The 24,271-nt window shown below is 50.3% G+C and carries 18 protein-coding genes; 13 read left to right on the forward strand and 5 right to left on the reverse strand.

What is annotated here, in order from left to right; translation table 11 throughout:
* Positions 1 to 73: 73 nt before the first annotated feature.
* Positions 74 to 778 (reverse strand): outer membrane beta-barrel protein, encoded by a 705-nt coding sequence (locus tag ACW9KT_RS08600; RefSeq protein ID WP_457079342.1) that lies wholly within the window; start codon positions 776 to 778, stop codon positions 74 to 76.
* Between the two features lie 241 nt (positions 779 to 1,019).
* Between ACW9KT_RS08600 and ACW9KT_RS08605 the strand changes: the two genes are divergently transcribed.
* Positions 1,020 to 1,436 carry a hypothetical protein gene (locus ACW9KT_RS08605; protein WP_457079344.1) on the forward strand — a complete coding sequence of 139 codons (417 nt, stop codon included), beginning with the start codon at positions 1,020 to 1,022 and terminating at the stop codon, positions 1,434 to 1,436.
* Between the two features lie 78 nt (positions 1,437 to 1,514).
* Here the strand turns inward: ACW9KT_RS08605 and ACW9KT_RS08610 are convergent, their stop codons facing one another.
* Positions 1,515 to 1,970, reverse strand: a complete 456-nt coding sequence (locus ACW9KT_RS08610) for a hypothetical protein (protein ID WP_457079345.1) — start codon at positions 1,968 to 1,970, stop codon at positions 1,515 to 1,517.
* Between the two features lie 313 nt (positions 1,971 to 2,283).
* Here ACW9KT_RS08610 and ACW9KT_RS08615 point away from each other — a divergent pair, with 313 nt between their 5' ends.
* From ACW9KT_RS08615 to ACW9KT_RS08670, 12 genes are all read left to right on the forward strand, one after another.
* Positions 2,284 to 3,579, forward strand: coding sequence for a glycoside hydrolase family 28 protein (locus ACW9KT_RS08615; protein WP_457079347.1), 1,296 nt, complete (start codon positions 2,284 to 2,286; stop codon positions 3,577 to 3,579).
* 101 nt (positions 3,580 to 3,680) lie between these two features.
* Positions 3,681 to 5,426 carry an FG-GAP repeat domain-containing protein gene (locus ACW9KT_RS08620; protein WP_457079349.1) on the forward strand — a complete coding sequence of 582 codons (1,746 nt, stop codon included), beginning with the start codon at positions 3,681 to 3,683 and terminating at the stop codon, positions 5,424 to 5,426.
* Between the two features lie 269 nt (positions 5,427 to 5,695).
* The gene (locus ACW9KT_RS08625) at positions 5,696 to 7,846 is read left to right on the forward strand and encodes a tetratricopeptide repeat-containing sensor histidine kinase (RefSeq protein WP_457079351.1); all 2,151 of its coding nucleotides are present in this window, start codon (positions 5,696 to 5,698) and stop codon (positions 7,844 to 7,846) included.
* Positions 7,847 to 8,671: 825 nt separating this feature from the next.
* A complete protein-coding gene (locus ACW9KT_RS08630) occupies positions 8,672 to 8,890 on the forward strand; it encodes a hypothetical protein (protein WP_457079353.1) in 219 nt (72 codons plus the stop codon).
* 60 nt (positions 8,891 to 8,950) lie between these two features.
* On the forward strand, positions 8,951 to 9,238 hold the full coding sequence (locus ACW9KT_RS08635; protein WP_457079355.1) for a helix-turn-helix domain-containing protein: 288 nt from the start codon (positions 8,951 to 8,953) through the stop codon (positions 9,236 to 9,238).
* Positions 9,239 to 9,390: 152 nt separating this feature from the next.
* A complete protein-coding gene (locus tag ACW9KT_RS08640; RefSeq protein ID WP_457079357.1) occupies positions 9,391 to 9,720 on the forward strand; it encodes a hypothetical protein in 330 nt (109 codons plus the stop codon).
* 368 nt (positions 9,721 to 10,088) lie between these two features.
* Positions 10,089 to 10,997 carry a hypothetical protein gene (locus ACW9KT_RS08645; RefSeq protein WP_457079359.1) on the forward strand — a complete coding sequence of 303 codons (909 nt, stop codon included), beginning with the start codon at positions 10,089 to 10,091 and terminating at the stop codon, positions 10,995 to 10,997.
* Between the two features lie 105 nt (positions 10,998 to 11,102).
* Complete coding sequence (locus ACW9KT_RS08650; RefSeq protein WP_457079361.1) at positions 11,103 to 11,723, forward strand: hypothetical protein; 621 nt, start codon at positions 11,103 to 11,105, stop codon at positions 11,721 to 11,723.
* A gap of 249 nt (positions 11,724 to 11,972) precedes the next feature.
* The gene (locus ACW9KT_RS08655) at positions 11,973 to 13,595 is read left to right on the forward strand and encodes a DUF4394 domain-containing protein (RefSeq protein ID WP_457079362.1); all 1,623 of its coding nucleotides are present in this window, start codon (positions 11,973 to 11,975) and stop codon (positions 13,593 to 13,595) included.
* Between the two features lie 86 nt (positions 13,596 to 13,681).
* Positions 13,682 to 15,292, forward strand: coding sequence for a DUF4394 domain-containing protein (locus ACW9KT_RS08660; RefSeq protein ID WP_457079364.1), 1,611 nt, complete (start codon positions 13,682 to 13,684; stop codon positions 15,290 to 15,292).
* A 229-nt stretch (positions 15,293 to 15,521) separates the two neighbouring features.
* Complete coding sequence (locus tag ACW9KT_RS08665) at positions 15,522 to 15,866, forward strand: DUF5681 domain-containing protein (protein ID WP_457079366.1); 345 nt, start codon at positions 15,522 to 15,524, stop codon at positions 15,864 to 15,866.
* Positions 15,867 to 15,931: 65 nt separating this feature from the next.
* A complete protein-coding gene (locus ACW9KT_RS08670; RefSeq protein WP_457079368.1) occupies positions 15,932 to 16,525 on the forward strand; it encodes a hypothetical protein in 594 nt (197 codons plus the stop codon).
* 632 nt (positions 16,526 to 17,157) lie between these two features.
* Here ACW9KT_RS08670 and ACW9KT_RS08675 read toward each other — a convergent pair.
* From ACW9KT_RS08675 to ACW9KT_RS08685, 3 genes are all read right to left on the reverse strand, one after another.
* Complete coding sequence (locus ACW9KT_RS08675) at positions 17,158 to 20,643, reverse strand: hypothetical protein (protein ID WP_457079370.1); 3,486 nt, start codon at positions 20,641 to 20,643, stop codon at positions 17,158 to 17,160.
* Positions 20,644 to 21,799: 1,156 nt separating this feature from the next.
* A complete protein-coding gene (locus ACW9KT_RS08680; RefSeq protein ID WP_457079372.1) occupies positions 21,800 to 23,134 on the reverse strand; it encodes a tyrosine-type recombinase/integrase in 1,335 nt (444 codons plus the stop codon).
* Between the two features lie 246 nt (positions 23,135 to 23,380).
* Positions 23,381 to 23,878: a helix-turn-helix domain-containing protein gene (locus ACW9KT_RS08685; RefSeq protein ID WP_457079373.1), complete on the reverse strand. Its 498-nt coding sequence runs from the start codon at positions 23,876 to 23,878 to the stop codon at positions 23,381 to 23,383.
* Positions 23,879 to 24,271 lie beyond the last annotated feature (393 nt).

The raw sequence follows: 24,271 nt of genomic DNA on the forward strand, positions 1-24,271 counted from the left end.
GCTTCACCCTAAAGCTTGATTTTTATCAAGTAAGGTGACTGCACGCGCTACTCTACCTACCCGCTGCCAGTATTTATTTCGGCGTAGGTCGCTTATAGAGCTGAATACCAGCTTCTAGAATCAGCTGTTGCAAGCGGCGCGTTAGATAAGGTGAGTTGTCAGACCCAGACGTGGGAAAGGATTGTTTGTAGGGCGAGAGGCTCCACTCATAGCGCACATTCAGATCCACCCGCCCCAGTGTTACGCCTGCTCCTACTTGCACAGCCGCCTGTAATCGGTCGGGTTTAGCATTCAGAGCATTCATAGCGGCCTGCAGCTCGGGATCTGGGGAAGTAAAGTCACGTGAGTTATAGAGATAGTAGCCCACACTCGGACCGGCAAACAAGCGTAGCGGGCCAGATTGGTAGCCGGCCAGCAGCCGCGCATCCAGCCGCCGAATGCGACTATTGGAGTAAGGGAAAGTGCCGGTGGCATTCGACAAATTGACCGGAGTTTCTAGCGCCGACATATAGCCTACTTCCGGCTGGAGATACCAGCCACTGCGGCCCAGCTTCCAGCGACCAAAGAGGGTGATACTGTTGCCGGTCTCGTCGTTGGATTGATCAGCAAGCGGGTCAACCAAGATGGAATTGAACCGGAAGGCGGCCCGATCTGAATTCAGGCGTGCAATATTGAACCCGCCGCTAATGCCGGCCGCCTGTAGCTGTTGCGCGTGGCTGGGAACTGCTAACCAGCACAAACCCACCGCCGCCAAAATGTTAATTGTAATTCTTTTCATAATAGACTAGAAATCATAATAGACTAGAAATGGTAAATGATAAGGACAAGGCAATATTTTTTGATGAATATTGAAATGAAAAGCCCCCCAGAACTACAGGTAACCGCAGTCCCTAGTATATAAAGGAGCTTAGAAGGGCGCCAATAGTTGCACAACAGTTGCGAAACTAGCTGCTTAAGTAGATAAGGTTAGTCATAACATTAATCTACCTTTTCGTATTTTTTAGAATGTATCCTGTCTTATGTCTAATGCCTCTCTTTCAGTCAGTTATCAAAACGCAATGGGGCAAATTACCGAGCATCCGGATGGCTATGTTCTGGTGCACTACTATAAGTCGAAGTGGAGTATTAAGGAATTACGTGCCCTGCTTGAGCGTTTAGGGACCATTCTCCTGCTTCGAGGCTGGCAACGCATCCTCATAGACATGCGTCATATTGAGCCGCTAACGGCTACCGAAAAAGCTTTTCTGATTGAGGAATGGTATAGCGGAAAAATAGCGCGCCCCACTAGCTTATCTACGTGCTATGTACTTGCCGAAAATGCCTTAGCGCGTCTCTCCGTGCATGAAATGCAGGAGATAGCTCGCCGGCAACATCGCTCATTTGCCTTCCAGTCACTCGAAGAAGCTCAGGCTTACGTCCTTACCCTTCCTGAGTAAGCATAAAGGCATCGCTGCCAATGTAGCTAACACGCCAGGCCCCAACAGAGGATGCGCAGATGGCTTTCTCTATTTAGCTTATGACAGCAGGCGAGCCTGGTGGGCTACGTTAATCAAAGCTGGCGCGTGCTGAAGCGTGGCTAACACCACTTCCTTCGCAGCTTGCTTCACCTCATTCTTGCTTATGTCGTGGGTTTCTTCCCGCACCAGCTCGGTCAGGGCCTGAAAAGCGTGGGTTAGAACCTTGTGTTTGGGTCGGGGCGCGTGCAGTTCGGCCCGCACTACGGCCAAGTGCGCCTGAATTTTCTTGCGCCGTGTGCGAAACACTGACTCACTGGCCACGTGCGGCTGAATAGTGTCGAGCAACTTAACTAGGGGCAGCATCTTAAGCAGCACAGCGTCGCTAGCTCGCGTGCGTCGGCTCAGAGCAATGAGGCCTTCATTTGGCAGTGGGGCAGTACTGGTGAGGTCGGCGCCATCGTGCGCGGCAAACGAGGCGTCTTGCTCCGGCCAGGTCTCTGAGTTGGAATGCATGGGGTGAAAATAAGCAGGAAAGTGCACGCTATCCAAGACAGATAGAAAGTGCAGTAAACACCAATTAAAAAAGCCCCCAGTCAGGAAAATAACAGTTATAAGCCTCGAATTCCGGTGCTCGGGCTATGTGCTGCCCAGGTAAGTGCAGGATGCTCGACTGGTTCTCCTGGCCAATATTTAAGGAGTCAGGTTTGGCCTTTGCACTACGCAGGCGACAAAAAAAGCCCCCCACAGCCTTACATATGAGCCAACACGGTTCAGCATGAAGTTCGTGGCGTAGCCCTGAAGGCCTCTTTCTTACTTTGTTTTAGCTATGAAATACGCTGCTTACCAATTACTTACTATATTTCTATGCGTTATGGTCGCAGCCTGCGGATCAGCTGGGGCAGTCGGCCGAAGCAGGAAAGCGACCAAGGATTACTCCATTATTAGCTACGGTGCGAAGGGCGACAGCGTAACAGTGAACACTGCCGCCATTCAAGCCACCATTGAGACCTGCGCAGCGGCCGGTGGGGGCACAGTGGTGGTGCCGGCGGGCGTGTTTAGCAGCGGTGCAATATTTCTCAAACCCGGCGTCAGCCTGCGCATTGATCGGCAAGGCGTGCTGAAGGGCTCCATCAGTCCCAACGACTATCCACAGATAAATACTCGGTGGGAAGGCATTGAGCGGGAGTGGACGGCGGCGCTGGTGAATGCCGACGGGCTAACAGGATTCACCATTTCCGGCGAAGGCACAATCGACGGCTCCGGCGACGAATGGGTACGCCAGGCCCAACTCGAACGCGAAAAAAGCCCCCCAGCGCCCGGACCTCGGCTTGGCCGCCCGCGCCTGCTGGGTATTCAGAATTGTCAAAACGTGCGCATAGCTGACTTGCGCCTGCATAATCAGGCCGTGTGGGGGCTGCACCTGCTCTACTGCCGCAACGTGACCGTGGCCAACCTGACCATCACCGCCGACCACAACATTCCCAGTTCCGACGGCATCGACGTGGACTCCAGCGAAAAGGTGCGCATTGTGGGCTGTAGCATTGATGTAAACGACGACTGTATTTCCATCAAGTCGGGGAAAGATGCTGACGGTCTGCGCGTTAATCGTCCCAGCCAGCGTATTCTCATTGAGAAGTGCCACTTCGGCTACGGCCACGGCGGGGTGGCGATGGGCAGCGAAACATCGGGTGGTATTCGTCGCGTAACAGTGCGCAACTGCGTGGCCGATGCCAGCAACTGGGCGCCCATTCGGTTTAAGTCGCAGCCCAGCCGGGGTGGGGTGGTCGAGCACATCACCTACCGCAATATTCAATTGAAAGACACGCGCAAAGCAGTGGAATTCAACATGGCTTGGCGCATGGTGCCGCCGCTGGCTCCGCCCGCGCAGGTGCTGCCGGTGGTGCGCCACGTGCGGCTGATTAATGTTTCGGGCACCGTTACCAACGCCGGCGACCTGCACGGCCTGCCCGACAGCCCCATTCGGAACGTGCGGTTTCGGCGCTGCCGCATTCAGGCCCAGCGCGGTCTGATCTTAGAGCACGCCCGGCAGGTAGATCTTTCGGGTTTGCACTTAGAAGTGAAGGAGGGACCGGCCCTGATTCGGCAAACCAACGTGCATTAGCGCCGACAGGACGGTGCAGGAAGCTTGCCGCTCAGGTTTATTCGACCTTGCATAGTACCACGCTGCCTCAGCATTTGCCGCTCCTTAATTCCTGCTCTGCTATGACTAACCGTATTGCTCTCATAGTGTTGCTGGGGGGCTTTTTTGCCGCCTCGGCCAGTGCTCAACAGCCCGTCGTTCGCCCCGAGCCGCTGCCGGCTACCGTCATCATTCCGGCCTCTGATTTTATTGAGGAAATACCCAAGGGCAATATCATTGCGGATGCTGATGCCCTGCGTGCGCCCTGGATTTTCAATAACACGGCCCTGGTGTTGAAGTCCAAGACGAACCTCATGACCAAGGTGCACATTCCGGAAGCGGGCACCTACACGCTATTTGTGCGCAGTCAGGGCGAGAAAAACAGCTCATTCAAAGTCGCCATCAACGATAAAGTGACACCCGCAGCCTTTGGTCGCGCCGAGCTGAGCTGGCAGAGCGGTGGCACGTTTGAACTGCCCGCGGGCCCGGCCTACGTCAAGCTGACGCGCATTGAAGCGGGGCCCACGGTGGACGTGCTGGTGCTCAGCAAAAATGCGAATCTGCGAGCAGAGGACGTACGACCCTATCAGTTGCCGCAGGATGTGCAGCTGCTCAAAGAATACCGCATTCCACCCTCCAATGCGGTAAAATTCGGGGACGTAACCGGCGACGGGCAAACCGATTTTATGGTGCTGGCGCCCGATTTTTCGGCTCACGTGTTCGACCACAGCGGCCGAGAGTTGTGGAGCTATAAAGCTCCTACTGAGTACACTAAGGAACGCTCAGAGTTTGAGGCGCCGGGCGTACTCTGGGATTTTGACCGTAACGGCCGCGCCGAGGTAGTGCATTGGCGCTTTATAGAAGGGCAGGAGTGGCTGGTGGTGGCCGATGGTCGCACCGGCAGGATTCTGCGCAAAACGCTTTGGCCCACTCAGCCGCTGCCCCACGTTTACAACAACTTCCGGCTGGCTATTGCCAAGCTGCATCTCGGCCAGCCCAACGACATCGTGGTGTTTACCGATATGGGCGGCACCCAAAACATTAATGCTTATACGGCCGCTCTCAGACCCCTGTGGCAGCACACCGAGCGCCGCAAGAAAGATAACCTCGGCCACTATATCTACCCAGTCGACCTGAACAATGACGGTCTCGATGAGGTGTTAGTTGGCTCGCTATTGCTCGATACCAAAGGCAAGGAAATCTGGAACCGCTTCGACCTGCTGCCCGATAACCACGACCACGCCGACAGCTACAAATTCCTCGATATCAACGGCGACGGGAAGCTGGACATTGCCACCGCCAACAGCGAAACCGGCGTATTTATTTATGAGGGCTTTACGGGTAAGATAATTTGGCAAAACACCGCCGAGCATAGCCAGCAGTTGGCGGGGGGCAATTTTCTCAAAAACGTGCCCGGTCCGCAAGTGGTAGTAGGTGGCCGCACCTATGGCAACCGCGAGGCCGGCGAGCCTTACTTATCCAGTCAGCTATTTTGGTTCGACAACGTGGGTAACCTGGTAAAAAAGTGGCCCGGCAACCCCATTAACGGTAACCCCGATTTCGTGCGCGGCAACTGGCGCGGCGACGGCTCCATCGATTTATTCTGGCACAAGTTCCGCCTCAACGACGTGGGCACCGGTGAGCTGTACTTCCCTGACCCCGTCTTTCATATGTTCGACTTCATGGGTCAGGGGGCGGAGCAGGTCATTACTCTTAACCGCGACCGGCTATGCGTGTATGGTAGTCGCAGTGCCCAGCACAATGGTCCTGATACCAAGAAAAACCTGGAGTACCTGAAAAGCACAGTGGTAAACCATACGCACTATTAAGCTTAAAACACGCTTTTTTCATGCTAAGCTGTGCGGCTGCTTTGTCTCAAGGTTGCAGCATGATAAGGCGTGTTGTATGGCGGGTGACTAAACGTAAATACCCACCACGACAAGCAGGAAAGAACAATCGGCTTATTGAGCGCAGCGACGATTTTAGATATAAATGCAGAAAAGAGAGCATAGCTCAGGCTGGCTCCTTTTTTCTGCTTTGTCATGCCATTTAGAATCAATACCTTATCGAAAGGTTTCTTCCGGATAGAAAGCTAGGGATGAAAACGCTTTTGCTTCTGTATTGGCTTATTATTCTGCCCTTCGTAGCGGGGGCGCAGCCTTCAGCTATTGAGCGCGCGCAGGCGGCGCTGGCAGCGCATCCTACCCCTGATACGGGGCGCGTGAATCGTCTCAACGCCTTGGCTTTTTTCCAGCGTAGCCAAGCCCCCCAACAAACCAGAGCTGGGTATGAGGAAGCGTTAAGCTTAGCGCGCCAGTTGAACTATCCGTCTGGAGAAGCGCGGGCACTGCTTGGGTTAGGCTTTTACTACCGTTTTCGGAATGATTATGTCCCGGCCTTAACCTATACGCAACAGGCCCAGCAGCTATTTACGAAGCTCGGCGACCGACTTAATCAAATTGCCTGTTTATATAACCTGTCGTATGCTGTGGGCGGGCAGGGCAATTATGCCCAGTCCATGGCATATAGCTTCGAAGGACTAGAGCTAGCCGAGCAACTCCATAGCCAAAAGTGGCTTACGCTACTCAATAGTCAACTTGGAAATGCCTGCATTGCATTGGGTGAATACCCTAAAGCCCGGCAGTACTTTGTGCGCGGCCTGAAGTTGGCCCAGGGCGTGGGCGACCAAGATGGTATTGCGCATTGCGTGTCCGGGCTAGGGGAATTATGCCGTTTACAGGGGCAATGGGCCCAGGCGAGGTGGTATTTTGAACAAAATGCAGTGCTTTCTGAGTCGCTCGGAAACCAAGGCGGCATCACCATGAGCCTCTATAATATTGCCGATATGGAGGAGCGATTAGGTCGCTATCAAAAGGCCTTTTCCGCAGCCTATCGCTGTCTGCAACGGATGCGGCAGCTAGATGATGTAGGTAGAATTCCTTTAGTGCAGCTTGTGCTTGCTCGGGCCTACTTACATACCGAGCAGCCCGACAGCGCCTGGGCATACGGACAAGCAGCCCTCCAGGCGGCCCAACAGAGCGGCGTAAAAAGCACGATTCGCGACGCCAGCGACGTATTGGCCCAGGCCAGTGCTGACCGAGGGCGCTTTACTGATGCCTACCGCTACCTCGCCTTATTCATGGCTTACCGCGACAGTCTTACTAGTCAGGAAGTAACCCGGCGCACGGCCGCGCTGCAGTATCAATATGCCTTGGATAAGCAAAAATCGCAGATACAGCTGCTAACCCGCAACGAGCAGTTGATCCGCCAGCAAAACCGCCAGCAACAAGTGCTCCTTATTGGCTCGCTGGCAGCCTTGGCAGTGGTTGCGGGGTTGAGCGTGCTGCTGTGGCGCAATAATCGGCAAAAGCAGCAGGCCAACAAACAGCTGCGCCGCCAGCAGCAGGAGTTGCAGGCAACCCAAGCTCAATTGATACAAGCTGAGAAGCTGGCAGCGCTAGGCGAATTGACAGCCGGCATTGCCCACGAGATGCAGAACCCGCTCAACTTCGTTACCAACTTCGCCGAGGTGTCTGCCGACCTTAGCCAGGAGTTGCAGGAAGAGGCTCGTGCCGGTAATTATGAGGAAGTAGAGGATCTGGCCGGTGAGCTGGCTCAAAACATGCAGAAAATTATCCATCATGGGCAGCGGGCGTCCGGCATCGTGCTGGGTATGCTCGATCATGCCCGGCCCAGCAATGGCCAGCGTCAAGCGGTTGACCTCAACGCTTTGGCCGACGAGTATTTACGCCTTGCCCACGAGAGCTGGTGTATTCAACATCCTCATTTTACATCCGCTTTAACTACTGACCTTGCCCCTGACTTAGGTAGCGTAGAGGTGGTGCCAACCGATATTGGTCGGGTGCTGCTAAACCTCTACACTAACGCGTTTTATGCACTGCAACAAAAAGCCGCCACGCAGGGCGCGGATTATCAGCCACAGATCACGGTGCGGACGCGCTGCTCAGGCCAGCAAGTAGAGCTAAGTGTGCGCGACAATGGTATTGGTATGTCCCCGGCCGTAATGCAGAAAATCTTTCAACCCTTTTTCACCACTAAAGCCCCCGGGGAAGGCACAGGTCTGGGCTTATCCTTGAGCTATGATATTATTACTAAAGGCCACGGCGGCTCGATGTCTGTCAATTCACAAGAGGGAGAAGGCACCGAAGTGCTACTCACGCTACCGCTCAAGCATAGCATAAAACAAAAAGTCGCTCCGCGCGATGCCAAGCGACCTTTGTTTTCCTGAATTATACGGGATCCCTAGCAAATTGGAAATACAACCGAACCCACACTCCATTAGGATAGACCTCCTAGCGCAACTCTAAGCCGCGTCCTGTTCCGCCTGTACACTTGTGTTGGGAACCCGAAATTTGACAGTCAATAAAAGCTAGTGATTATTCTGCCTTTGCAGACGATCTAATCGCTAAGGGAGTAGTTAGAATATCGCCGTTTGGGCGGAATATGTACTTGATTCTGCGAGACGTTTCGTTGTCCGTCACGACCCAATGCTGACTTGCCTGGGTAGGGGGCTTTTCTGCCTTTTGGCTGAATGACTGTGAATCGGAAGGGATGAGAAGTAGCTGTATTTCCATAAAGGTTGATAAGATAAATAGGCTAGTTACGGAGCTATTCGCAAACCTCCTAGCCAAAAGGACACAGTTCAAATATTATACCTGTTGCCTTGGTTATCACTTAGCAATACTTTATTTCTGGCTGCCTGTTGAGCATCTACTTGGTACGTATCTCTAAGGAGATAAAAATAGAGGAATAGTGGATTCCTGCCGATCGAATGAACTGGGCGCCCGTCGGCAAGACCTGTCCCCTCCCTCAATCGAACGCAAGCAATAAGGAGAAGAAACTACAATTTGAGGGATAGGAAAACAGCTTGCTTCAGCCTTTTATACTCACGATATGCACTGCGTGAAGCTCTTAGCCTAAGCCCGCGCCTCATTTGCTCAGGTTCTGGAACTGCACTGTTACCACCAAATAACTTTAAAAGGGGGCGGGGATGTCATAAGACAAAAAATAGGATCGCTATTTGCACTATACCTTTCTTAATTCCCCAATGTTTATGCCTCTATACCTGCTGGCTTTATTGCCCCTTGTCTCAATTGTATGGATGTTGCTTCAGGCCCGCCCCCGGGTATCCTTGCGCATGCAGGCCATCAGCACCTTTATTGCCCAGGCCGATCAGCCGCTCCTCCATCCAGTCCCTCTAGCAGGTATCGAACTGCAGCAACGAGTATGGCAGTTGTCCCCTTCAGTATATAGCCGCTACGCAGTAGCCTGATTTAGACCACATACTTACATACCTAGTCAACCTTTGTGGCATCACTAAATGACTGCCGCAATGGACAACCAAAATCTACTAATTCTGAGCAGCCCGGATACCGTCCGGGAGCTGCTCTGCAACCTGCTCACCGAGCTACTATCCGCTGCTCCAGCTGCACCAGATGCCGCCGCCTTGGAGTTGCTCACCATGGTCGAAACGTGCCGGGAGTTCGGGGTATCTAAAACTACCCTAACCGAGTGGCGTAAGGCCGGCGTTGTTCCGTTTGTGCGCCTAGAGCGTCGCGTTTATTTTGAAGGGGCAAGGTGTTGGAAGCCGGCCGCGCTCATTCCAAGTACACACGGGTAAAGGGCTAGGGCAATGGAAGGATACTACCATCGCCGCCGCGCTGCAACGGAGTTGCGCCCCGTCACCGAACCTACTACTGATGCCCGCCGAGGTACGCCACCCCGGCCCCTGCGCCCGCTAAAAGCTCCCCGCCTGACCGCGGCCATGCCGCGATGCTCTACCGCTGCGAAACTTCCAGCTACTTTGCCAACCTGAACGGGATGCTCCTGGAGTATCGATTAGTAGCCACCCTGCTACCCGCTCCGGCCGGCGTGCGGGTGCATCCCTTGCTCTTCCTGTCCCGCTCGCAACTCCGCTACACGAGTCGCAACCAATGCAATGAGATGTTGCAGGGCCCGACCGTGGAAGGCCAGAAAGAGTTTCTGAGCGGCTTGCGGTCGGTACCCGTGCCCGGCGCGGCTGCGTCAGTAATAGATAGCTTGCGGGTAGGCGACTACAAATTCAACCACCTTGACGTCAAGAATACCCCCGCACGATGGTAGCTCTATTCGGAAAGGCCGTCGGCTTACGTCCGGGCTGGATGCTCCTGGTGATCTGTTGGGACAGCTACAAGTCCTGCTATCGGGAGATAAATGCGGCCTTTGCCACGGTCCGCGTCCGGCAGATTTATGCCCGGTTGCCGGCGTGGCTGCAGCTGCTCTCCGCAGATGAGCCGGAGTAGGGGAGGCCATTGCAAACAACAATGATTTGCAAGGAAGCCGGGTGCCTTAGGGGTGCCCGCCGGCAACCGCCTACACGAAAGAGCGGGAACCCCAACGTGTCAGGGTTCCCGCTCCGTAGTGGGCCGTTTCGGGCTAGGAAGTGGCGGATACTACTGCCAGTAAAGATAACCGTTTCGGGCTGGATACGCGTGTACGATAACACTCATTTACATTTTCTGCTGCCCAATGCGGCGGCCGAGCAGCGGCTCGCCCGCGGGCCCGCCTTTGCCCATAGTTCGGGTGAACCCGATAAGTACGGCCGGTTACGGGCGGCCTACCGGGGCCTGCGCCTGGAGTATACCCCTGCTACCCGCTGGGGTCGGGTACGTGGCTCGCTGCACACCTTTGCCCACGGCCACAACGCGGGCCGGTTCTCGGCCCCGGAGATTGGAGTAGCCTGTGCGGAGCTAGCCCAGGCGCTGGCCATGCCGCCGCAGTGGCTCACGGTGCGCCGGCTGGAGGCGGGCGTGAATCTGCGCGTGCCCACCGCGCCGCGTTTGTTTTTGGAGAGTCTGGTGAGCCACAAAAAGAGCCGGTTCACGGCCCTCAACCCCCCGGCCGGCGCGACCCGCCCGCTGGAGTACGGAGCCTTCCACAGTGCCTACCGGCTCAAGTTCTACTACAAGGGAGCATACGCCCGCCTGAAAGGAGAACCCTGCCTGCCGGGCCACCTGCTCCGATTTGAAGTGGTGTTCACCCAAGCCCGCCCGCTGCTGACAGCCCTAGGACAGACGACGCTCACCGTAGCCGACTTGCCCCGTCCGCCGGTACTAGCAGCCGTCGCCGCTCACCTGCGCCTCCACTGGAATACCACCCAACGCCGTACCCCGCTAGACTATACTGGCCTTTCCCTGTCGGATTCAGCCTTACTCCATGCCGCTACTGATCTAGCCTTTTGGGAGGCGATGCGCCGCACCCAACCCCGTGCGACCTACCAACGCAACCGCGCCCGCGCTGCTCAGCTGCTCCAGCACTTAAAGCAACGCACCGAGCCGCATCCCTTTGAGGCGGTCTTTGCCCATGAGCTGGAGGCATTGGTAGCGGAGAGCGAACGGTAGCAGTAATCCAACAGCTCAAATCTGATACCCTTTGCACCCCTTGTAATCACTTGGCAATCCCGCATTCCTCCTTCCCTAGACATTCACCTTTTCCTCCTTACCGCTATGCCCAAAATAGACGGCTTACAGATCATCAAAACCAAGCTGAAACTTTCCCAGCTAGCGTACGTGCGCAGCCTGCTCTACCAGAATAAACAGGCCCGTGCCCGACGGGATGACTACTTGCAGGCCGCCGGCTTACTGGCAGTCCTCCTAGCCGAAGTAGGAGATCATATTCACAACCTGAAAGCTATTCAGCAAGCCGCCGCCCACGGACTGGCTACCACTGTGCCCGACGATTACGATGAATGGGGCTACGGCGAACACGACGAACCTAAACCCTACGACCCCTATGCCGATATGTTGTATGCGCTGGAGAGTGAGAGTAGTGTCAGTTGCCTGCACCTGAGCCGGGAGCTAGAAATCTATATTGACAGCATTCCGGAAATGGAGCGCCGCACCGGCAACGGCCTGGCGCAACTATTTGGAAGTGCCTTAGTGAACTTGCAGCCCGACGGCACAGCCCGCCCGCTCACCGAGGCCGAACGCAACCAGTACGGGGAAGAGGCGATGATTCGGGGGTTGGAGCAAACCCTGTTCTCAGCTTCTTATGCGCAGGATATGCACCGCATCAAGCTGCTAGCCCAGGCCCGCGCCCCGTTTGCTCAGATTCTGGAGCTGCTCTAGTGATCTCGTAGGGAGGCAGGTGAGGGGGGATAAATTCCTGTTAGCTACTCCAGAAAGTAACCGTACCCTTCGTATAATTTTCCCGTGTCCAACTAGCAGGACAGAGGGGAGAGCAAGGTCAGTACCAGAGAGGACATACTAAGTTGGATATTATTTGGGACAGCGTGCATCTAAAGGCCTAGATGGTCCGTAGTGGTCAAACCAGATCAGTTCTATTATTTCTTTTCATTCTTCTATTTTCTCGGTTCTATGCTAAAACCCTCTTCCCTCGCCAAATGGGGCGTGGCTGTTCTCTTGTTGTCCTCGCTCAGCAGCTGCGAAGACATCTTCGAGCAGTACTTCCCCAAGCCCAATCCCACCCCACCCACCATCCCGACCTTTCCACCACTAGGCCAGGACATTGCCTTTTATGCTTTGTCGGGTGGGACAAGACTCGATGGGTATAATACGAGCAATGCCGCCACGCGCACTAGTTCCGTGGCTATCACAGGCCTAGCCAGCGGCGAGACACTCTTAGCCATCGATTTCCGGCCCGCTACGGGTCAGCTCTACGGGGTGAGCAGCGCCAGCCGCCTCTACGTGATCAACCAGAACACCGGCGTAGCCCGCGCCATCGGTGCTGGGGCCTTCAGCCCGGCGGTAGCCGGCAACCTAGTGGGCTTCGACTTTAATCCGACCGTGGACCGCATCCGTTTGGTCACGTCCACAGGCCAGAACCTACGTCTCCATCCCGAAACGGGCACGGTGGCCGCTACCGATGGCGTCCTAAACGGGGCCGCGGGCGCAACTATCACCGGGGCGGCTTATACCAACAATACGGCCGGGGCCACCACCACGGTACTTTATGACCTCGATCCCGCCACCGATCAACTCTACCGTCAGGACCCGCCCAACAACGGCACGCTGGTAGCGATGGGCAGCCTGAACTTGAACATTAGCGGCGATGGGGGTTTCGATATTGATGCCAAAACGGGTACAGCCTTAGGTTTGTATGCCGTCAATGGCAACCCTACCCTGTTTGTAGTCGATCTGACGAATGGGGCGGCCCGACCTCTGGCCCAGTACAACGCGAGCGCCGGCTATAGCGGCCTGGCCATCCCTACCCAGCCCGTGGCCTACGCGGGGGTAGGCGCTCAACTGCGCATTTTCAATCCCACCGATTCCTCGCCCCTGATAACCAAACTCGTAGGCGGTTTGACTATTCAGAACGCGAGCATTGAAGACCTGGACTTCCGCCCGTCTACCGGGCAGCTCTATGCTATCGCGCGCAATCGGAGTTCGTTGGGCGATCCAAACCCTCGGCTCTACACCATTGACCTAGGTACTGGCATGGCTACCTTGGTGGCCCGGTTAAGTGTCCCCCTGCAGGGGCAAACTATCAGCATGGACTTCAACCCGGTCGATGACCAGATTCGCCTGCTCACGGAAAGGAATGGGATTCTGCGCATCAATCCCGATAACGGCGACGTTACCGTGGATGGCCCGCTCGTGAATCCGGGGGAGGTTGATCCCTTTCCCATCGAGTTGGCCTACGATAACAACGTGGCGGGGGCCAGCACGGCTACCTTGTATGTATTAGGCGCGCGTGACGCCGGCATATACCGGATCAGTTCCCCCGCCACCGGGGGGCTGACGACCATCGGCCGCTGGGTCCAACCGGGCAGCCTGGGCGCGTACGTGGGGGGCTTTGATATTGGTGGCATGAGCAACATCGGCTACGCCCTGTTACAACCCAATACGCCCATTAATTCCACGGTGGTGGTCCCCATTCAGATTGTCTCCATCAATCTGTCCACGGGCCAGGTCACGGTGACGCGGGAGTTCGCTAGAACCTTCGGCGGCGATGGCTTCACCGTAGGTTTAGGCTTTTAAGGTACTTCCTTCTCTCTTGTCGTAAGAACAACGCCCTGGCTGAGGAGTCAGGGCTTTTACACCCTGTTTTAGTAGTTCATTTTCTTATGAAAACAAACTCTCCCCTGACCAAGCTCGGGGCTGGTCTGCTGCTGGTTCTTTTAGGCTCCTTGACCAGTTGCGAAGACATCCTCGAGCAGTACTTCCCCAAACCCAACCCCACCCCGCCCACTATCCCGACCTTTCCCCCCTTAGGCCAGGACATCTCGTTCTATGCCTTGTCGGGGGGTACTAGGCTGGATGGCTACTCCACAACCAATGCCGCCACGCGCACCAGCTCCGTGGCCATCACGGGCTTGCAGAGTGGAGAGACTATCTTAGCCATCGATTTTCGTCCTGCTACGGGCCAGCTCTACGGTATTGGCAGCAGCAGCCGCCTATATGTGATCAACCAGAACACCGGCGTAGCCCGGGCACTGACCACGGAGTCATTTCGCCCAGGACTGGCCGGCAATCAAGTCGCCGCCTTCGACTTTAACCCCACCGTCGACCGCATTCGCCTCATCACGTCGACCGGGCAGAATTTGCGTCTGAATCCCGAGACCGGCACGGTCGCCAACACCGATGGCTCGATCAATGGGGCGACGGGCGCTACCATTACGGGCGCGGCCTACACCAACAATGTGGCGGGAGCCAGCACCACGGTGCTCTACGACCTAGATCCGGCCTCCGACCGGCTCTTCCGCCAGGACCCACCCAACGAGGGCACCTTGGTCGCGGTTGGTAATCTGAACCTGAACATCAGCGGCGACGGGGGGTTTGATATCGATGCCCGGACGGGCACGGCCTTAGGCCTCTATTCGGTCAATGGCAATCCTACCCTCTTCGCGGTCGATTTGAGCACGGGTGCGGCCCGGTCTCTGGCCCAATATGCGGCTACGACTGGCTACACGGGGCTGGCCATTCCCACCCGGCCCGTGGCCTACGCCTTGACGTATCAGGAAAGCCCCCGGGATAACCAAGTATTCAGTACATTCTATATTTTCGATCCTACCAATAATGTGGAGCCCTTGCTAACCAGGAGTGTTACGGGATTGAAGGTAGCAGAAGCCATTCTTGGGATGGATTTCCGGCCGGCCACGGGCCAAATCTATGCGGTCACCAACCTGAGTGGGCTCTATACCCTCAATACGGCGACGGGCGCAGCTACCTTCGTGGCTAACCTGAGTATTCCATTAGAAACAGATGGCTTTGGCGTGGGCTTTGATTTTAATCCCGTCGCCGACCGCATTCGCCTAGTGACTCGTTCAGGGCAGAATCTGCGGATAAATCCGGCGGATGGGGTAGCCATTGCCGATGGCCGCCTGAATCCGGGGACTCCCTTTGCCCTATCCGCAGCCTACGATAATAATTTTGCGGGGGCAACGACAACTAACTTGTACGTTATTGGTACGGATAGCGGGCTTGATAATAGTAAACTGTACCGGCAGAGCCCGCCCAATGACGGCACGCTAGCACTCATAGGAAATACAGGCTTTGCCTCAGGTTTTGATATTGGTGGCACTACCAACACGGGCTACTTATTCTCAGCCGGCGGTGGTCAATCAGGTTCCCTTATCTCTACGGTCGACTTGTCCACGGGGGCCGTTACCACCACCCGTACCGGGTCCGGAGCGAGAGGACTTGGCGGGGCCTTTACTGTAGGCTTAGGTTTCTAATCATCTGGTTCGTTGACCTACTACACACAAAAGAAGCCCTGGCACCTAGCTGGGGCTTCTTTTTTATCTCATCTTCACTATAGGGGGAGGGGGTAGTAACTTTCTGCTGTCTAGTCTAAATAGTAACCGTATGTCTACATGAAATTTTCACGCGTGCAAAATGAAAGGTAAAGGGGGTAAGGCCTGAAACTGCCCGCTGCCCTTGTCACTCACTGTAAATTGTACTCCGATGCCCTACGAGAAAGGAAACAGCGGCAACCCTAATGGTCGCCGGAAAGGGAGCCCGAATAAGGCTACTGCCCAAGCCCGCGAAGTCATCGCCGACGCGCTAGCCGGCACCGATGCGGATACACTCCGGACCAAGCTAGCAGCCTTGGAGGGCAAAGACTTTATTGATGCCTACGTGAAGCTCGCCGAGTTCATTACGCCCAAAATGCAGCGCACCACCCTCGCAGCGGAGCAGGAAAAAGGGCCGATCAAAGTGACGCTCCGCATTGGCGGGAGCACGGCCGAAGAGCAGGAAGCCAATCGGGTAAACAATGGCCGTGAAGTCACTCGCCTCCTGAATAGGTAGGGCAAAGCTACCACCTGTTCCTTAAGGATTTCGGCTACCTCTGTCCGGTTCACTCTTATACAGCCATGCCCCGCACCCCCAACTTTCCCGACACCACCGAAGCTATCCGCCGCCTGGAACTTTCCTACCTGCGTAAAATCGGGCTGCTCCGGCCAGGCTTCCACTCCACTACCCTTAACTGGACGCACAACGGCCGCCCCTCCGGGCGCATAGCATTGGAGGCGGTTATTCTCCCGGCGGAAACCTACGTGCGCCTGCGCTACACGGTCAACGATACCGATGCCTATGATTACCGGATTCAGTTGGAAGCCGTGCCCTCGAATCTAGGCGCGGGCCACCGGTACTACTTTATCTGTCCCTCAACCGGCCGACGGGCTACGATTCTGTATATGCCCGCTGGCGTGGGCCAGTTTGCCCACCGTCTGGCCTTTACTTCCCGCCTGTATTATGAATCCCAACTGGAGCCCAAACAGCTTCGGGGCTTAGGCGTGTACTTCGAAGCCGACCGCGCCTGGTTAAGGGAATATCGGAAAGGCCGCAAAATGCACTACCAGGGCAAGCCCACCAAGTGGTATGCGAAGCTACTGAGGCTGGAGCAGCGGGCGGAAAGAGTGGGGCCAGTAGTAGAGAGTATGATGTGTAGCGTCTTTGTCCCGTGAAAGAGCAAAGACAAAACTTTGTCCCGTGAACTGTCCCGTGACGAAAATCCATAAAAGGCAAAAACCCGCTCAGCGCGATGCTGAGCGGGTTTTTTACAGCCAAAAACAAGCAGGGTAGTAGTCCGTAGGGGACTTATTTACTACCTCTACGTTCTTATAGATTACTATCAAAATTGCGTTTCTAGCCAAAGGAATCAGCTTCATATTGATGGATACCAACTGCGAAGAACTTAGATCCACAAAATCTGACACTGGTTTTTGCCACTGATTTTAACTTGAAGGTAGATATGAACCAGGCGATTTACGCATGAGCTCGTGGAGCAACTTTAAGATGTCTACGTCCACGTAGCGTTTGAAGGACTCTTCCGTTTGGTGACCAGTAGCTTGCATGACCAAGCGGGTGGAGATACCTTGGTAGAGACCTACCCCTTCTAGTGTGCGTTACCCAGTTAGCAGTTCGGCTGGCTTGTCGCGATTGAGTTTGATGTTCTATGCGGAGGCGCGCGGGGAAGTAGTTGTGCTGGTCGATGAGCGCTCTGCTCTAGATGTCGAATTATATACTGTGCGGCTGTCCAAATATATGGGACGTAGTCAATGCCAGTTAAATAGTTAGATACTATAATTTTATAATGCTAGAAAAGCTCAATATGGAAATGGTCTTCGTGGTCATCTTGTTGTACAAGCTTTTTCATATAGTCATTTAATTTTTTTTTATCACTTTCTTCTGGAAATGAACCGAGAAGTAGCTTTTCTACTTTTGATTTAACCTTCAAATTCTTAAAATAAACTTTTTTAATTGATTTATTTTGAATTAAATAGTTAACAAGCTCAGCATTTGCATTTATTTCCTCTTCATTTTTTGGTATAGATTTGCCTGAAATTGATATAGGTATAAAGTCTGCGCTTTTCCCAAGCTTATGTAGCGTGTGCCTTTTATTATTTCCAAAGGTAAGACTTCCTCCATGTTCGAATGACAAAGATGTGATTCGAACAGTATTAGACAGTTGGTACTTGTTAGCGATTTCATAATAAATTGGAGCAACCTCATCTAAGATATTTTGTAATTCTTTTGTTAAATAAAGCTTCGACTCGTGTACCGCTCCAACTAAATGGTTTTCTTCTTTTAGGCGATCATACTTTGGAAAATTTTTATCTTCTTCTTCTATGTACTCTACAATGCCGTCAACTTGCTTTTGAAAACCTTTTATCTCATCGCCTTCTAGTTGTGAATTGTCTTTAATATATTTCAATTCTACCCACTTAGATCGTATATTGCTTAAGTGATATTGACAGGATTCATAGCCTGTTTTCCCATCATCAAAATTCCAGAAATTTTTGTTCTGTGTAAACTTATAAGACTCATTAACTAAAGCCCGTGAACGGCCTGTATAGAGTTTAAAAATAGCTAAAGCTACATTGGTATAGCTAAGTTTAATATTTTGAAGTAAAGTTTCATAGCTACTGACAGCATCCCTAAGTTTAGGGTCATTTTCTATGATTAGTTGATAGCCAAATTGGCTTTCATTCAATTTGGCAGCTTGTTTTATAAGGTCGTCTACATTAAAATTATCGCTTTGAATTGTCTGATTAATATTGTTTAACAGGGTTTGCCTTTTTGATACTCTATTCGAAAACTCTCGAAATATAGCATCCCTTTTTAGATCCTTTAATTTTGAAAAATTTTCCATTAAACCTATAAGTTTATTGTTTAATGAAACTTGATCTGGATCATTCTGGTCATAACACCATTCTTGATTGACTTTAAATTGCCTTTGTATGAAATCAAAGTCGTTCTCAAATTCATTTTTTAATATGGGCTTTATAGCGGGTGCTCCCCCCAAAGCTATTAACTCCTTATGAAGTAAGTCAACAAATTTTACAAAGTATTTTTTTGTTGCTGTCGGCCTTACAATTCCATCTGTGCAAGGCGAAGGCGCTGTAGGAATAATATTGCCCTGAGAAAAAATAAGTAACAATGGTCTTTTAGAAATTCCTTTAGTTTTTATATTAATATTCTCTGGGAATTTTATTCCAAGGTTAAAGTTTGAGACGTTATAATTAATAAAAATTTTCCGATTAATCTCCTCTAGTCGAGGATACGTATTATTAATTTCATACGTAATTTGATCTAATGTCTTATTATTGGTATTAGTAGTTGCTCTTACCTCTTCATTTGAGTCTTTTGCTTGAATAAGGGCGTTAGTTAGTTCAGTTAAGCGGTTAAAGGTTTCAATAAATGAGCTGTATAGTTCAGCTGCTGGGGAGGGGTATGTCTCTGCTTCAGGTTTGTAGCTTTGTTTTGAGAAAGAAGCAAAATGATAAAAGCTTTTATCTCTAGCCTTTGTTATAGAAGGGTATTCCAAATTGCCTGGAATATTTGATAAATAACTATTTATATTATCTGACGCTGCCAATGTAGTCTCAACATCATTTCGGAGTCGCTGTAATTGTTGTTCGCCAACTTGGGAGAATGTTTTGATATTATTAAATTTTATTTTATGATAGTCGTTTCCCGCAATTATTAAATCAGTTTCATCTCTTGTGATACCTCTTGAATCAGTTTCAACACACTTTCTATTGATGCTTAGTTGAAAATCAGATTCCTTTTGAGATAAAAAATTCCTTTCTCGCATAGCCTCTATTGAAGATGCGGTGGCCTCAATTTGGTAATTCACATTGCCAGATTGAACTTCCAACCAATTGGCTGTCTCTAATAATTTATTATATCGTTTATCTGACAGTAAAATGCCTATCCGACGTTCATCGCAATTAGTACAGTTATTGCCAACTGGCTCTAATTTGTAAATTTTCAAACTGTTATAAGATTGATCTATTCCTTGGGCAACTATTGCCCCATCCCTTAAAAGGGTTTTTAATTCTTTAAGCCCATTTAAATCATAATCATGCTTGCCGAAGCCGAAATCGTTAACTATTAAAACCTTGTAATTATATGTGTAATTCTCGTCATAACCGGTAAATGGCCTTTTCTTTGAAGAAACAACGTGGTTCTGAACCTTGATTCTATCCTCGGTTATTGAAGAAAATCTACCTGTTGTGATAGGCGCCACACCTTCAGCGTTGTCCCCCTTTGGTAGGCTAGTTTTAACAAGGCCTTTAGAAGTAATTTTTTCTGATGTTATATTTCTTGATTGATTTTGCTTTTCAAGCATTTTCCTGACTCTTTCTTCTTTAAACCATGGAGCATCCCTGCATTCAGGGCAATAGGATGGGTCAAAAGGTTTGTGTTCGATTTCCCAATTTTTAAAAAGGCATTCTAAATCCTTGGATCGATATTCTTTTAATATATTGGAAAAAGGTGACCGAGCTAACAACTCTCTTTGTTGAGTTGAAATTGTGTAAAGCGATGCTAATGAGTATTGAGAAAATGCTTGATATCTATTGATAATTTTACTTGCATCTATATGCTTACTACTTCTCAAATTATATAAGCCTTTTCTATTATATAATCTACTACCTGATTTCATCGAAAAAAGCTGTGCTTGAAAACCGCATTTCCTCGGAGTTGCATCGTTGTAAACTGGTATTTGCAATTCATTAGTTAGGGTGCTAGCTATATTAGGGTTAACTTGAGAAATTAGATGGTTAAGACAACTTAGAAGATATTTTGAGTCATCTTCCCAAAAATATGTTTTATCAATTATATCAAAACATAGCTCAAAGAATGGCTTGTTAAAACCGTGAATTAGGATCTCAGATATAAACCGCTGCTTAAAAATTTGTGAATTAGACTCTGTTTCTTTTTTTACTACTTTTTGCCTGCTATATACTTCTGTAATATTTGAGGGTCCTAACGGAAAAGTAATTTCTGTATCTGTGGTTGGACTGTAATCAGCAGCTACTATTTGTGGGTCATAGTACATGAGTAAAAATGCTAAATTATCGACCAATTCAACAACCTGTTGATCATTAAGCTTATTAGAAAAGGGAATCCTTTCATTTAACCTATCTAGTAATTGAGTGCCCTTAGTATATTTAGCACTTGTGAAGGTTTGAGAATGCCCTTTTTTGGGTAAGCCCGTAAGAGTAAAGACAAAAAATACTATTGAAACAATAGAAATTGATTTGTTCTTTAAAAAATCTTTGTCTATAGATTTCATGTTTTAAATGCTTTAACATGAATAATTGAATTTGTATTTACAAAATATTGGTTCTATTCCTGTTTAATAAAGACGAATAAATTCCAAAGTGTTATATGAATAAAGTTTAGATTAATAAATTTCTTTCCGCTTTGGATCGATCATAGAAATTAGTAACTAGGGTAACCAAAAGCATTATTAAATTTTTTAGCTTATCTAATTCTATAGGAAAGTCAGAAGTAGAGCATTAATGTTAATTAAAACTTTACCATGCATAGTATCCTAGCGTTACTTGTTATAATAAAAACACCTTTGAATAATACAAATTATGCTTTAAGCTTCTGTTTTTTCATGGTATCCGCTAGCGAACAGAATTTGCATAGTATTTGAATTAAAAAAGAGTAAGTGTGCTGTAAATAGAATTATGTTTTAGAAAGCTAAGGAATGATACAATTTATCCTTAAGTAATGAAGAAGTCAACAGGTTAAGGGTGAATTATTCAAGCTTATCCAAGTTAAGTTTCTGGCTTTTGAAGGGTACAGGCAGTAATACACTACATGGCTCGATGGTTCGTGGAAAGTTAAAGGACCTCTAGAGGAAGCATTTATAATGGGAACGCATACAGAAACTTAATTTGAGACTGTAATGGGCTGGCTGCCTTCATCCTCGAGATAGTCAACATCGCTTTCGTGTCCGAAAATACCCGCGTTAGCTTCCTGTTGTGCTTTCCGTTGTCTAGGGAACTGGCATTTGCTGTTTAGTGCCTTGTTAAAAGGTTTTGCGGACCGTGGGCAACGTGCCTCCTGCCAGGCTAGGCAACTCTTAGGGGCACACATAGGGATAGGGGGGGTAGAGGCTAGAGAGCAATGGCGATGATCCCACCGTGGGCTAAGGTGCACGCAAAAGTTAGCCTATCCATAGGCTTCCCAGTTATATAAGTTTGCCCAAGCTAGGGTTAATCTAATACGGGCTCCTGCGTTATTCGTATCCGAAGATGAAGAAAAAAGCCCCTCAGAATAAACTAAGGGGCTTTAATATAACGCATAAGTAACTTTTTTGATAACGGTGCTCTCTTATAAGATTACTGTCAAAGTTGTGTTTCTAACTAAATGAATCATTTGCGTATTCGTAGATAGAAGCTTCGAAGATCTTAGATGCGTAAAATCTGATACTGGTTTTATTTCGAAGATCGGTATGACCCGGGTGATTTGCGCATGAATTCGTGCAGTAATTTCAGGGTGTCCACACCCACGTAACGATTGAAGGATTCTTCCGTTTGGTGGCCAGTGGCTTGCATGACCAGACGTGTGGGAACACCTTGGTAGAGTTTCAAGGTAACGAAGGTTTTGCGGCCAAGTTTAGTGGTGAGAGTCAAGCGCTTGATGCCAGCTAGGGCCTGGACAAACTCTAAATGTTTATTAATGTGTGGGCAGTGTGGTAGCAGTAAGTCGTCGGAGGTACGATGCTCGTAGCGTTGCGCCAAGCTGGGTAAATGAAATAAGTCGTCTTCGTAAAAGGGAATGTAGCATGTAGCCACATTCTTTTCGGCTTGGATCTGAATGATCTGCCCGTGTACATGACGCCAACTCAGTGTTTCGGCGTCGCTGATTCGCAAGCCCGTATACACGCATACTAGCAGCTTGTCGCGGGCCAGCTCCACTTGGCGTACCCAATTTTCGAAGGCAAGCTGCTCGCGGCCGTGTTTGGCGGGTGCCCCGCGCAGTACTTGGAGTTGGGCCCGTAAGTCAGCCGCGGTAAAGTCGAGGCTCTGGATGCGGCGCAGTTCCTGCTCCGTAAGTGCATCTACACCTACGTATAGGCTGGGTGCCACGAACTTGCGATACTTTCGATTAACAGGCAAATCCTGCTCTTCGCACCAAGCCAAAAAGGCTTTTAACCGGCGCACATGTTTACCAAAGGTGTTCAGCTCTTGGCCTAACTCCTCAACCACATACGTCCGAAAGGCGTGGTAGAAATCTTGGTCCATGCCAGACAGCGTGGGCACTTGGTTGGTATGCCGAACGAACTGCTCTAAGCGTGCGCGCGTGGCCTCCAAGCCGGCAAGGGTCTTGGGCGACATAGGCCGAAAGGTCGAGGGATGCACCTTTTTGGCATACTCCACGAGCCAGCGATCAAATAGCTGCCAGAATTCGGGGCGGCCATCGAAGGGTGTTGGTAGCAGGGCAGGAGCCCCGGTGTCGCTAAGAGGGGTAACAACGTGCTGAATTGCTTCTCGCATCGCGGTTTCACTCAGGATTTCGTGGCGTTGCTCAGACGCTTGTTGGGCCTGCTCGGCGGCATTTTTGTAATCGCTAAGCTTCTTATTGACATCGGCGTAGTAAGTGCCTTTAAGGCTGGCCATACATTGCCGTTCCTCGTCCCACCATTCAGGTTTAGTACGTTCTCCGGTGGCCACGCGAATACGTTTACCTGCCCAGCAAACCGTCATTTGGATTGGGGCGTAACCCTTCTTATTCAGTAAGTCCTTGCGGAGCTGATACGTGATTTCCAAAATACAAGTATAGAATGATGCCGCTGTTACTTAGGAAACCATGTGTGATTTCAAGGGACTTAAGCAATATGCTCAGCGACTGATCTCGACTTCTGTTCTGTAGTAAGTCTAATTTGATGCGCTTTGTCAACAAGAGACCATTGGAAATTTTAGGCGCACTAGATGCCGGCAGTGGTCGAAGTTAGATACAGCGATGCTCCAATGAAATTGATTGAAAATAGTGCTACAAACGCTTTATATGTGTATTCAAGACATATTCAACTTGCTTTTAAGTAGCTGTATTATTAAGTCTTTATCCTGAATCTGGCTTTGAAGAACTTCGATTTCTTTTCTTAAAGCGTTAGTTTCTTGATCAAATCTACTAGTCACAATACCTTTTCTTTCTTGTGCTAAAGTATAAGCAACTTCAGAAAAACGTTTCCGGAGGTCTCTGATTTGATCCTCACGCCTCCTCACGTTGTCTTCAATGTCGAGTAAAAGCTGAGCTTCTGCTTTAGATGTGAAAATTTCACCCTCGCCGGTGAGTAAGTAAGTAGGCGATACGCCAAATTTACTAGTCATATTGACTACGTTGGCCAGGTCAATATGCCTTTCTCCCTTCTCAAACTTGCTCAGATTGCTGTATTGGACATCAAGGATATCGCATAGCTCTTGACGCTTAAGAAAATGTAATTCTCTTATAAGTGCGAATATTTCTATAAAACGCTTATTTACAGAAATATAGATATCCTTTTTATCGCTCATGCCAACTTAAAAGAAATTTTATTTAATAATGACGATTTGGTGACTTGTACAAGTCACCAAATCGTCATACATTCGTCCAGTCACAGATATAAGATTGGCAACTGGACGCAAGAAAGCATCAAATTTTAGAATTATGGGGAACCCTTTAACTGAGAAGCAGAAATTTTATTTCCTTCTCGCAACCGTATGTGAGATACTGCCAACAGGTTGTGTAGACACGGCTGTGCGCAATGGGTACCCCCGAAGTTCTGTGCGCCTTACGGGTGTACGTCAAGGCAGAATTCTAAGCCTATCGGACTTGTGTGCTTTGATTCAGTATGGTATCCCAGAATACCAAATTCCAGAGCACTTACGACCAGTAACCTTGTAGGTCGGCTTGGTTTTTTAATAATA

The organism is Hymenobacter sp. HD11105, from assembly GCF_054051685.1.